Origin of the sequence: Sphingosinicella sp., assembly GCF_052388015.1 — a bacterium.
In the GTDB taxonomy this organism is placed as follows: Bacteria; Pseudomonadota; Alphaproteobacteria; order Sphingomonadales; family Sphingomonadaceae; genus Allosphingosinicella.
In genome coordinates, this window is the sequence record NZ_JBQTIN010000074.1 from 1 (window position 1) to 10,653 (window position 10,653).

12 protein-coding genes are annotated in these 10,653 nt (G+C 69.0%); 4 read left to right on the top strand and 8 right to left on the bottom strand.

Features of this window, described 5'->3' with window-relative positions:
- The 3 genes from priA to ACT4N3_RS06335 form a co-directional block, all read right to left on the bottom strand.
- Positions 1–1,733: replication restart helicase PriA (priA, locus tag ACT4N3_RS06325; RefSeq protein WP_444854373.1), on the bottom strand; the 1,733-nt coding region annotated here is incomplete at its 3' end.
- Positions 1,734–1,776: 43 nt separating this feature from the next.
- Positions 1,777–2,928: a hypothetical protein gene (locus ACT4N3_RS06330; RefSeq protein ID WP_444854362.1), complete on the bottom strand. Its 1,152-nt coding sequence runs from the start codon at positions 2,926–2,928 to the stop codon at positions 1,777–1,779.
- A complete protein-coding gene (locus ACT4N3_RS06335) occupies positions 2,925–4,061 on the bottom strand; it encodes a cache domain-containing protein (RefSeq protein ID WP_444854363.1) in 1,137 nt (378 codons plus the stop codon). The genes ACT4N3_RS06330 and ACT4N3_RS06335 overlap by 4 nt, the downstream gene beginning before the upstream one ends.
- A gap of 98 nt (positions 4,062–4,159) precedes the next feature.
- Here ACT4N3_RS06335 and ACT4N3_RS06340 point away from each other — a divergent pair, with 98 nt between their 5' ends.
- The 3 genes from ACT4N3_RS06340 to apaG are packed head-to-tail and all read left to right on the top strand — an operon-like array spanning position 4,160 to position 5,705.
- Entirely contained in the window at positions 4,160–4,615 is a 456-nt protein-coding gene (locus ACT4N3_RS06340; protein ID WP_444854364.1) for a hypothetical protein, read from the top strand.
- Between the two features lie 6 nt (positions 4,616–4,621).
- Positions 4,622–5,257 carry a DNA repair protein RecO gene (gene recO / locus ACT4N3_RS06345; RefSeq protein WP_444854365.1) on the top strand — a complete coding sequence of 212 codons (636 nt, stop codon included), beginning with the start codon at positions 4,622–4,624 and terminating at the stop codon, positions 5,255–5,257.
- A gap of 49 nt (positions 5,258–5,306) precedes the next feature.
- Positions 5,307–5,705, top strand: coding sequence for a Co2+/Mg2+ efflux protein ApaG (apaG, locus tag ACT4N3_RS06350; protein WP_444854366.1), 399 nt, complete (start codon positions 5,307–5,309; stop codon positions 5,703–5,705).
- Here apaG and ACT4N3_RS06355 read toward each other — a convergent pair whose 3' ends face one another.
- From ACT4N3_RS06355 to ACT4N3_RS06365, 3 genes are all read right to left on the bottom strand, one after another.
- Positions 5,706–6,074 (bottom strand): hypothetical protein, encoded by a 369-nt coding sequence (locus ACT4N3_RS06355; protein ID WP_444854367.1) that lies wholly within the window; start codon positions 6,072–6,074, stop codon positions 5,706–5,708. It abuts the gene before it with no gap.
- An 89-nt stretch (positions 6,075–6,163) separates the two neighbouring features.
- On the bottom strand, positions 6,164–6,691 hold the full coding sequence (locus tag ACT4N3_RS06360; protein WP_444854368.1) for a TM2 domain-containing protein: 528 nt from the start codon (positions 6,689–6,691) through the stop codon (positions 6,164–6,166).
- Positions 6,692–6,750: 59 nt separating this feature from the next.
- Entirely contained in the window at positions 6,751–8,031 is a 1,281-nt protein-coding gene (locus ACT4N3_RS06365) for a serine hydrolase (RefSeq protein ID WP_444854369.1), read from the bottom strand.
- Positions 8,032–8,105: 74 nt separating this feature from the next.
- Between ACT4N3_RS06365 and ACT4N3_RS06370 the strand changes: the two genes are divergently transcribed.
- Positions 8,106–8,366: a hypothetical protein gene (locus ACT4N3_RS06370; RefSeq protein WP_444854370.1), complete on the top strand. Its 261-nt coding sequence runs from the start codon at positions 8,106–8,108 to the stop codon at positions 8,364–8,366.
- On the opposite strand, the gene ACT4N3_RS06375 is transcribed toward ACT4N3_RS06370, so the two are convergent.
- The gene (locus ACT4N3_RS06375; protein ID WP_444854371.1) at positions 8,361–8,696 is read right to left on the bottom strand and encodes a hypothetical protein; all 336 of its coding nucleotides are present in this window, start codon (positions 8,694–8,696) and stop codon (positions 8,361–8,363) included. The two genes, ACT4N3_RS06370 and ACT4N3_RS06375, sit on opposite strands and share 6 nt — an antisense overlap.
- Positions 8,693–10,653, bottom strand: a 1,961-nt coding sequence (parE, locus tag ACT4N3_RS06380; RefSeq protein ID WP_444854372.1) for a DNA topoisomerase IV subunit B, incomplete at its 5' end; no start/stop codon positions are given. The genes parE and ACT4N3_RS06375, both read right to left, overlap by 4 nt.

Consider the following 10,653-nt stretch of genomic DNA (forward strand, 5'->3'; position numbering starts at 1 on the left):
CCCGCGGCCTGGCGGATCTGCTGGAAAGTCCGCTCGGCGGCGCGCAGGTCGCCGCCGGAAAGGGCGAGATCGGCATCGACGATCCCGACCAAAGTCAGGTTGGGAAAGTGATAGCCCTTGGTGACGAGCTGAGTGCCGATGACGATGTCGATCTCGCCGGCCTCCATCCGCGCGACGAACTCCGCCGCCTTGGCCGGCGACCAGATTGTGTCCGAGGTCACGACAGCGGTCCGCGCGTCCGGGAACAGGGCCGCCACCTCGTCGGCGATCCGCTCGACGCCGGGGCCGCAGGCGACGAGGCTGTCCTCCTCGCCGCCTTCCGGGCGGGCCTGCGGCGCGGGCATGACATGGCCGCACTGGTGACAGGCGAGCCGATGCGTGAAGCGGTGCTCGACCATCCAGGCGGGGCAATTGGGGCATTGGCAGCGAAAGCCGCAATGGCGGCAGAGGGTGAGCGGCGCGTAGCCGCGGCGGTTGAGGAACAGCAGTGACTGCTCTTCGGCTTCGAGATTTGCCTCCAGCTCCACGACCAGGGTCGGCGCCAGCCAGCGACCGCGCGGCGGCGGGTCCTTGAGCAGGTCGAGCGCCGCCATGTCGGGCAGCTTTGCGCCCCCGAAGCGGTCGGGCAGGCGGAGCTCGCGATAGGTGCCGCTCTCGACCATGGTGCGGGTCTCGATCGCCGGCGTGGCCGAAGCGAGGACGACCGGGATGCCCTCGAAATGGCCGCGCATCACCGCCGCGTCGCGGGCGTGGTACTGAACGCCTTCCTCCTGCTTGAAGCTCGCCTCATGCGCCTCGTCGACCACGATCAGGCCGAGCTTCGCGTAAGGCAGGAACAAAGCCGAGCGCGCCCCGACCACGACCCGCGCCTCGCCGCTGGCGATGGCCCGCCAGGCGCGCCGGCGCTGCGATTGCCTGAGGCCCGAATGCCAGGGCACGGGGTCGCAGCCGAAGCGGGCGGCGAAACGCTTCAGGAAAGGCTCGGTGAGCGCGATTTCGGGGAGCAGGACGAGCGCCTGTCCGCCATGCCGAACGGCCTCGGCGACCGCCTCGAAATAGGCCTCTGTCTTGCCCGATCCGGTGACGCCGTCGAGCAGGAAGGGGGCGAAGGCGGCACCGGCCACCGCTTCGCGCAAAGTTGCGGCGACGTCCGCCTGGGCCGGCTCCAGCGCGGGCGGCGCGAAATCGGGATCGGGGTCGGGATAGGGATCGTCGATCGAAACCTCGACCGGCTCGATCGCACCCGCCTTGACGAGGCCGCGGACCACCCCGTCCGACACGCCCGCGACGGTCGCCAGCTCGCCGATCAGCCCCTGTCGCTCGCCGATCCGCTCCAGCGCCTGGGCGCGCTGCGGGGTCAGCCGGTCAGGAACATCGCCGGTGGCGCGATATTCGGTGATCGAGCGCGCGCCCTCCAGCGCGCCGGAGGAGGGCAGGGCCATACGGAGCACGCTGGCGAGCGGCGAGAGATAATAATCCGCGGTCCATTCGATCAGCCGCCTGAGCGGTGCGTGGATCGGGGGCACGTCGAAAGCGTGGATTAGCGGTCGCAGCCGGCCCGCCTCGACCTCCGTCGTCGGCAACCGCTCCGGCTCCCAGACCACGCCGACCAGCTGGCGCGGTCCCAAAGGCGCGGCGACGATCGCTCCGGGCTCGACCGCCATCCCCTCCGGCACGCGATAGTCGAGCGGGCCGAGCGCGGAGTTCATCACGATGACGCAGGCGCGATGCATGTCGCGGCTCACTTAGGCAGTCCGCCTGGCCGCGGAAAGCCGGTCAGGCGGCGGCGATCAGGATCAGGGCAGCGGCGCAGGCGGCGACCGTCACCGGCAGCGCCCAGAAAATGAAGAGGAAGCTCTCATGCTGGACGTGCCGGCCCGCGACCCTGCGCACCGCGCTGAAATGCACGATGCTCACATTGATGAGGATGGCGACCGCCAGCGCCGCGAAGTTCAACGCGAACAGCATCGATATCGTGTTGACCCCCGAGGCGAGGATGCTGCGCTCCGAATAGACGGTGAAGCTGAGCGCGATCACCGCGAACAGCCCGCCGATCATGATATTGATGAACTCGAACGCCTCGATCTCGAACTCGCCGTTGCGCAGCTCGTTGAGCCAGGTGCCGAGCAACGGGATCAGCAGCGAGGCGAGCAATGGCACGAACAGGCCGGGCACGGTCTGCAGCGCCCGCCGGTCGACCTCCAGCGCGACGCGCAGCCGCGCGTAGCTCTCGCCATACCAGCCGGGCAGCGGATCGCGGGTCAGCGTCACCACGCCGAGGTCCCAGCCGGGGATCTCGATCGCCGGATCGGCGCGGCTGAAGGCGAGATCGTCCTGCCGGTAGTCGAGGGCAACCTGGTTCGCGGTCTCGTCCTCGGAGACCAGCTCGACCGCCAGATATTGCCGGTCGAACGGAAAGCGTCGGACGTCGAGCGGCGCCGCGAAGGTTGCCGAGACGCGGCGCAGCAGCTCCACCCGCCCGTCGGGAAAGAGCCTCAGGCTGCGGCTCTGCCGGCTCGGCTCGCCGCGCATGTTGGCGAGGCCGATTTCGGGGCTCCATATCGTCGCCAGCTGCGCATCCACCGCCGGTCCGCGCCATTCGCGATAGCCGGCCGGCGTCTCCTCCGCCGGATAGCGCAGCCGAAGGTCGGTCCATTGCAGGCGAAGATCGACCGTCGCGGTGAAGGCCTCCTCATTCTCGTCGATCGCCTCGACATGCCCGAAGCCCAGGCCGGCGCGGACGACGACGGGCAGTCCGCTGTCGAGCGGCAGCGCGGTCAGCGCCCGCGCCTGCTGAGCGGCCGGGGCTGGGGAGGGCGTCGTGGCCGGAGGCGCGGCCGTTGGCGTCGGCGGCGAGGCCGCCGGAGCCTGTGCCGTCGCGGGGGCGGCCGCCAGGAGCAGGAGCAGCAAGGCGAGCAGCCGGCTCACCGCTTTCTCTTCCCCTCGACCAGGTCGGCGATCCGGCGATGCTCCTCGGCCAGCGCCTGCATCTCCTCGGCAAGGAAACGGTCGTCCTCGTCCGGCTCGGGCCGCTCGTCCGTGCCAACGGTCGCGAAGCGCGCGGTGATCGCGGCCAGCGGCCGCACCAGATAGCCGCGCACGACGATCAGGATGACACCCACAAGCGCCACGAAGCCGAGCAACGCGAACAGGATCTGCAGCACGTTCGAGCGCCCGGCCGCGCCGCGCGTGGATTCGAAGCTCCTCGCCACTGCGATCGCGCCCAAGGTCTGGCCCGATCCGTCGCGCAGCGGATAGAGGACGACGCCATAGGATGTCCCGCCGGCGTCGCGGACCCAGTCGCGCGTCTCGTCATGGATGCGCAGGTCGTCGCCGTTCACGAGGTCCTGCATCAGCGTCCAGTTGGTCGAGTGCAGCCGCATCGTTGTGCCGACCCGGTTCTGCTCGCTGATCACGCCCGGCCGGATGCCGCGGGCGTAGGTGCGCAGCGGCCCCTCATCGATGAACAGAGTGAGCTCGAGCCCGTAGGCTGCCTTCAGCCGGTCGAGCAAAGCGCCGAAATCGAGCCCGAACTCTACGCTGCCGACATGATTGCCGGCCGGATCGCGGACCGGGGCGACGCCGAACACCGCCGGACCGGTCGAGGCCACCGCGACGCCACGCCGCGCGGTCCGCTCACGGTTCACCGCCACGACCATCGGCCGGAAGCGGCTGAGATCGTCGCTGTGCCGTTCCGGCGCCTGGAGGCGAAGGAAGGAGGTCGCGGGGGCGAGGTGAAACTGGACCTGGTCGACGCCATATTTGTCGCGCTGCTCGAGAAACATCGGCAGGGTGTGGGCGAGCAGGCCGGGCCGGTCCCGCCGCGCCAGCAGCTCGCGCACCAGCGGGTCGGACGCCGTCATCTCGGCCCGCGCCAGCGCGTTCGCTCCCGCACCTTCGATGTTGAAGGCGATGATCGAACGCATCAGCTCGATCTGGTTGCGCTCGACCGTCGTGGTCATGCCGCCGAACAACAGGTTGGAGCCGAGCGTCAGCACCAGGATGACAAGCCCAACGGCGACAATAAGCGCCCGCGGCGCAGCCCTCCGGAACCGCATCATCCCCCCGGATCTCCGGACGCTTTCGACGCTGCCCGGACCGCAACCGTAATCCCAATCGGCGATGGGCGGCAAGGCGTTCGTCGCGCTATAAGGCGGCGATGGACGATGCCCAGCGCCAGCTCGACTCGTTTATCGACAAGTTCACGCCCGAAGCGGCGGCCCTGACACGCGCGTTGCTGGAGAAAATGAAGGCACGCGTCCCGGGCGCGCAAATCCTCGTCTACGACAATTACAATGCGCTCGCGATCGGCTTCGGCCGCAGCGAGAAGGCCGGCGAGGCAATCCTCTCGCTGGCGGTGATGCCGCGATGGGTGACGCTCTGCTTCCTGTGGGGCGCCCAGCTCGCCGATCCGCACCGCCTGCTGAAGGGCGACGGCAGCCGCGTCCGCAATGTACGGCTCCACACGCCGGAGGCGTCCGACGACCCGCGCATCCAGGCGCTGATCGACGAGGCGCTTGCGCTCACCGACTGGCCGATCGATCCGACCGCGCCCCAGCGGCTGATCATCAAGTCGATCTCGGCGAAGCAGCGCCCGCGACGGCCGAAGGGCTGACGGCCGATGCGGATCGAGTGCGAGGCCATCATCGTCGCGGTGCGCGCCCATGGCGAGCATGGGGCGATCGCGCGGGCGCTGACCCCGGCGGACGGGCTGCAGGCGGGCTATGTGCGCGGCGGCCGGTCGCGGCGCCTGCGGCCGGTGCTGGCGCCGGGCAATGTCGTGCAGGCGGCGTTCCGCGCCCGCACCGACGCGCAGCTCGCCCAGCTCGATGTGGAACTGATTCACAGCCGCGCCCATCTGTTCGCCGAGCCGCTCGCCGCCGCCGGGATCGAATGGGCCGCGGCGCTCACCGCCGCCGCCTTGCCCGAAGGTCAGCCTTATCCCGCGCTCCATGCGGGGCTGGCGGGTCTGCTCGACGCGATCGAGGCGGCGCCGAGCGCACGCGGCTGGGCGGCGGCTTTGGTCCGCTACGAGCTGCTGCTGCTCGGCCAGCTCGGCTATGGGCTGGACGAGGAACGTCTTCTGTCCTTGCCGCCGGTCTTGCGCGCAGGCGGCGCGGTCGACGATACGGCGGTGGGCGAGGGGCTGAGGATCAGCGGCGCGGCGCTGGCGCGCGACGTGCTCGTCGATCGCCGCGCCGAGGTCCTGGCCGCGCGCGAGCGGCTGGTCGCGCGGCTCGCCCGGATGGCGGGCTGAAATCGCTTTCCGATTGACCACGCGCGACGTCGCTCACAGAAGCCTTCGCGTGGACGCCTTGTTCCCCCATTCCGCCCGCACCGGCGACGTCATCGTCCGCGTCTCGGTGAGCTTCCTGCCCGAGCAGTCGGAGCCGGCGCGCGGCCACTGGTTCTGGGCCTATCATATCCGGATCGAGAATGGAGGCTCCCGGCCGGTGCAGCTGCTCACCCGCGAATGGATCATTTCGGACGGCCGCGGCGGCCGCAACGAGGTGCGCGGCGAGGGCGTGGTCGGCGAGCAGCCGGTGATCGAGCCCGGCGCGGCGTTCGATTATGTTTCGGGCTGCCCGCTGCCGACTCCGACTGGATCGATGCAGGGCCGTTATTTCATGGTCGGCGCGGACGGAGAGCGCTTCGCCGTGGATATCCCCCGTTTCCCGCTGATCGCGCCCGCGGTTACGAGCTGATCAAATACTGAGCGGCTTAAACTCCACTGAAAACCCCAGCTTGTGAGCTGCCCGCACCAGCTCAGCCAGCGACTCCGAGCGGACGGATGATTCTCCCTTAGAGGCCGTTGTGGTCTCCGTGGCGGTGATTTGACCAGTGCCTTCAAGACGCTTCAGCACGTCACCGATTCTTCCCATGTGTTTGGAACGAACCCGCGCAGGATTTTTTTCGTTGAGAATTTGACTAACAAACGCTCCTGAAAATCCGAGCTCTTCTCCGAGCTCCGCGAGCGTCCAGTTCCGTCCGTCCTTGATCTTCGTCAGGCGCGTTCGCACTTCAGCGCGAAGAGGGCCATTATGCTCGTTCTGGAATTGGCGATCGTAATTCATGCCGAGTCTCCGTTCTGGGGCGACTCGTGCGCTCTCGCAAAGAAGATGTCAATATATAACTTTTAGTTTCATTGTAAAAAAAGGACGATTCACGAGGTGAGTGCCAGCTCGATCCGCTCCGCCCGTTGCCGCGCTTTCTCATTGGCGGCGTTGCGGAGTTTCGGGATGAAGAAGATGTCGCCGAGGATCCACAGCCAGCCGAGGGTCAGCGGGTAGAAGGCGCCGGCATTGCCGGCCATGAAGACCATCAGGCTGACATACCAGAGCGCGACCTGCGCGATCGCGGTCAGCGGCGTGCCGAGATAGAAACGGTGGGCGGAGAATCCGCCGAGGAAGAACCACAGCACATAGGCGGTGCCCAGCGATTTCCCGCCGACGATGATCGTTTTGGTTCGGCCGGCAGTGGCGGTGGGCGCTTCACCGTCGCCGGCATGATCGAGGTCCGCCGCCCGCGCGCGCTCGGCGGCGAGAAAGGCGGCGCGCCGGTCGGCGACGGGATCGGCGGAAGCGACATCGGCAGGCGCGGCTCCGGCCTGACCGAACTGGGCCCGGCGCCGTGCCGGCTGGCCGACGACGTCGGCGGAAAGGCCTTTGCGGCCGAAGGACGCGCTCGCCATGCCACGGCTCCCGCAGTGAATAGGGAGCCATCTTCTAGCGAAAAGCGGCGAACAAGCGGTTAAGGCTGTCCGCCGGAGGCCAGGCGGATGGCGCGCGCCATCAGGCCGATCAGCCGGCTTTCCTCGACCGGCGCGGCCGGATTGTTCCAGCTCGAGGTGGCGACGAGCCATTCACCGGCGCGGGTGCGGATCAGCCAGGTGAGGTTGAGCACGCCCGACTCCGACCCGCCCTTGTAGCCGACATAGGCCAGGTTGCCGCGCAAGGCCGGGGCGAGCGCCGGGTTGATCGTCAGAATTGCCCGCGCGCTCTCGTCGCCCTCGCGCCGCAGCCAGTCCATGACGCGGACCAGGTCGCTGGGCGACGCGAACCATTCGATATCGAGCGCGATCGGATTGCCGGCGAAGAGCGTGGTGTCGATCCGCGCCGCATCCGCCGCTGTATAAGCGGCGAGCCGCCGCCGGCGCCCCGCCTCGTCCGCCGCGCGCCAGGCGGCGATGGCCGGCTCGCCGCCGGCCTTGATCGCCGCCATTTCCAGCGTCGACAGGAACGGCCGGTTGCGGCCCGGCGCGGCGAAGCCCAATGTCGTCATCATCCGCTCGACGGTCTCGCGGCCAAGCAGATGGAGCAGGGTGTCGGTCGCCGTGTTGTCGCTGACCGAGATCATCATCGCCGCCAGCGTGTGCAGGGTGAGCGGCGCGCCGGCCGGCCAATTCTGCAGCGCGCCGGTGGGGATGGAGCGGCGGTCGAGCGGCACGACATCGCTCCAGCGCCGCTGGCAGGCGCGAACCTGGCGGCTCAGTTCGGCGAGGATGACGAGCTTGAAGGTCGAGCCGATCGCAAGCGGTCGATCGGGCTCGTGGCTGGCGACTAGGACAGGCGGCCCGTCGCCGAGGCGGGCGATAGCGAGCCCGGTCTGGCCGGGCAGGGCGCGCAGCTCGGCCAGCACCGCCGTCATCGTGTCGCCGCGCATCTCGACATTGGTGACCAGCAGACCGTTGATCAGATGCGGCGGCGCGGGCGCGATCTGGACGGTGATCGTCACCACGGCGCGCTCGTAATCGACGCGCAAAGTCCCCGCCGTCGCCGACTGGGCGTCGAGCGCGGCCAGGGCGCGCACCGCGCCATATTGGCCGGTGAGCTGCGCGGCGATCGCCCGCACCCGGTCCGCCGGCACCTGGGCCAGAAAAGCGGGGCTGAACAGGGCCGCTGGATCGCCTTGGCCCCGCAGCAGCGTGACGACGCGCTCGGCCTGGGCGCGCAGCGCCGGATCGGCCGGCTGCGCAACAGCGGGTTGAGCGAAGACGAGGATGGCGAGCAGGGCGAGGAGCAGGCGCGTCATGCCGCAGCGCTAGGCGAAACCGAAGCCGCGCTCCACCGTTACGTCACCAGACCGATTTGTGAGGAGATGTGAAGATGCCGGTTTCGAATACGGATATCGTCGAGCGGATCGCGCGGGTGATCGCCGGGCGGATCGTCAGCAGCAACGCGGACGGCAGCGACCCCTCGGCCGGCGACGTCGTCGACCGCGTCTGGCCCGATTATCGCCCGGACGCGCTTTCGATCCTGCGCACGCTGCGCGAGCCGGACGAGGCGATGGCGGCGGTGGGCGACACGGCGGTCTGGGAGCGGATGGTGGAGGCCGCGCTCGCCCGCGAGGATGCGCCGGCCTTATAGGCCGAGCGGGCCGGAAATCCGCCAGAAGGCGTAGAGCGAAGGTGCGAGCAGGCCGAGGCCGACCGCGATGTCGAACGTCCTGACCGGCCGCATCCGGCCGCTGGTGCCACGCTCGCGCATGTCGAAGGCGGTGATCCACAGCACCGAGGCGCCGCAGAAGGCGGTCAGCGCCAGCAGGGCGGCATAAGGATAGAGCCCGACGTCGCGTGGATCGCGGAAGCTCACCATCAGCACCGCCGCCAGCCCGGTGACGATGCCGACGATCGAGGCGCGGCCGATCGTCCAGAGATGCGCCTTGGGCGGCGCGGGGCGGGGCCTCGGTCGGCTCATGCGTCGATCTCTTCCTCGTTCAGCTCGGCGGCGCGCGTCTGGATGAAGTGTGAGCGGTATTCCGGGTTCCGGCCCATCAATTGATCGACTCTCTCCTTGACCGCGAACCGGTCCTCCGGGTCCTGCGGCAGGGTGATCCGGATGAGCCCGCGTGACTTCGGGTCCATCGTGGTTTCCTTGAGCTGGCCGGGGTTCATCTCGCCGAGGCCCTTGAAGCGCGAGACCTCGACCTTCTTGCCCCTGAATTGGGTCGCTTCCAGCTTCGCGCGATGCGCCTCGTCGCGGGCGTAGGCGATATTGCCGCCGGCCGCGAGCCGGTAGAGAGGCGGCTGGGCGAGATAGAGATGCCCGCGGCGGACCAGCTCCGGCATCTCCTGGAAGAAGAAGGTCATCAGCAGGGTCGCGATATGGGCGCCGTCGACATCGGCGTCGGTCATGATGATGATCCGTTCGTAGCGGATATCGTCCGGGTTGCAGCGCTCACGCGTGCCGCAGCCGATCGCCTGGATCAGATCGGCGATCTCGCTGTTGGCGCGGATCTTGTCGGCGGTGGCGGCGGCGACGTTCAGGATCTTGCCGCGAATGGGCAGGATCGCCTGCGTCTTGCGGTCCCGCGCCTGCTTGGCCGATCCGCCGGCGCTGTCGCCCTCGACGATGAAGAGCTCGGTCCCCGCCGGATCGTCATTGGCGCAATCGGTGAGCTTGCCGGGCAGGCGCAGCTTGCGCCCCGAGGTCGCGGTCTTGCGCTTGATCTCGCGCTCGGCGCGGCGCGCCAGCCGCTCGTCCATCCGTTCGAGCACGAAGCCGAGCAGGGCCCGCCCCCGCTCCATATGATCGGCGAGATAATGGTCGAAATGATCGCGCACCGCCGCCTCGACCAGCCGCGCCGCGTCGGGCGAGGTCAGCCGGTCCTTGGTCTGGCTCTGGAATTGCGGGTCGCGGATGAAGACGGAGAGCATGATCTCGGCGCCGTTGGTGACGTCCTCGGCCTGGATGTCCTTCGCCTTCCTGTTGCCGATCAGCTCGGCGAAGCCGCGCAGCCCCTTGGTGAGGGCGTGCCGCAGCCCCTGCTCATGCGTGCCGCCGTCCGGCGTCGGGATGGTGTTGCAATAATAGGAGGCCGAGCCCTCGCCCCAGAGCGGCCAGGCGACCGCCCATTCGACCGAGCCCTGCCCGTTCGCGAACTCATGCTTGCCGGTGAACGGCGTCGAGGTCGCCAGCTCCTTGCCCTCGATCTGCTCGCGCAGATGATCGGCGAGGCCGCCGGGGAACTGGAACACCGCCTCCGCCGGCGTGTCGTCGGAGATCAGCGAGGAATCGCATTTCCAGCGAATCTCGACGCCGGCGAACAGATAGGCCTTGGAGCGCGCCAGCCGGTAGAGCCGCGCCGGCTTGAACCGCGCGTCCTCGCCGAAAATCTCCGCGTCCGGCGTGAAGGCGACACTGGTGCCGCGGCGATTTTGCGTGGCGCCGACCGCCTCCAGCGGAGAGGTCGGCAAGCCCTTCGAGAAGGTCTGGCGCCAGACCTTTTTGTCCCGCGCCACCTCCACCTCGGTGTCGACCGAGAGCGCGTTGACCACCGAGACGCCGACGCCGTGCAGGCCGCCCGAGGTCGCATAGGCCTTGTCGCTGAACTTGCCGCCCGAATGCAGCATGGTCATGATCACTTCGAGCGCCGACTTGCCGGGGTACTTCGGGTGCTCGTCGACCGGCATGCCGCGGCCGTTGTCGGCGACGGTGAGCCGCCCCGCCGCGCCCTCCGCCGCCTCCAGCACCATCTCGATCCGCGTCGCATGGCCGGCCACCGCCTCGTCCATGCTGTTGTCCAGCACCTCGGCGGCGAGATGGTGCAGCGCCCGCTCGTCGGTGCCGCCGATATACATGCCGGGCCGCCGCCGGACGGGCTCCAGCCCCTCCAGCACCTCGATCGCATGAGCGTCATACGCGCCAGGCGCGC

What these genes read in the sequence shown, in the direction of transcription:
- ACT4N3_RS06365 (WP_444854369.1), bottom strand. Translation starts at nt 8,031, where the DNA reads ATGACGCGCCTGCTCCTCGCCCTGCTCGCCATCCTCGTCTTCGCTCAA.
- recO (WP_444854365.1), top strand. Translation starts at nt 4,622, where the DNA reads ATGCGGATCGAGTGCGAGGCCATCATCGTCGCGGTGCGCGCCCATGGC.
- ACT4N3_RS06360 (WP_444854368.1), bottom strand. Translation starts at nt 6,691, where the DNA reads ATGGCGAGCGCGTCCTTCGGCCGCAAAGGCCTTTCCGCCGACGTCGTC.
- ACT4N3_RS06340 (WP_444854364.1), top strand. Translation starts at nt 4,160, where the DNA reads ATGGACGATGCCCAGCGCCAGCTCGACTCGTTTATCGACAAGTTCACG.
- ACT4N3_RS06375 (WP_444854371.1), bottom strand. Translation starts at nt 8,696, where the DNA reads ATGAGCCGACCGAGGCCCCGCCCCGCGCCGCCCAAGGCGCATCTCTGG.
- ACT4N3_RS06355 (WP_444854367.1), bottom strand. Translation starts at nt 6,074, where the DNA reads ATGAATTACGATCGCCAATTCCAGAACGAGCATAATGGCCCTCTTCGC.
- ACT4N3_RS06370 (WP_444854370.1), top strand. Translation starts at nt 8,106, where the DNA reads ATGCCGGTTTCGAATACGGATATCGTCGAGCGGATCGCGCGGGTGATC.
- ACT4N3_RS06335 (WP_444854363.1), bottom strand. Translation starts at nt 4,061, where the DNA reads ATGATGCGGTTCCGGAGGGCTGCGCCGCGGGCGCTTATTGTCGCCGTT.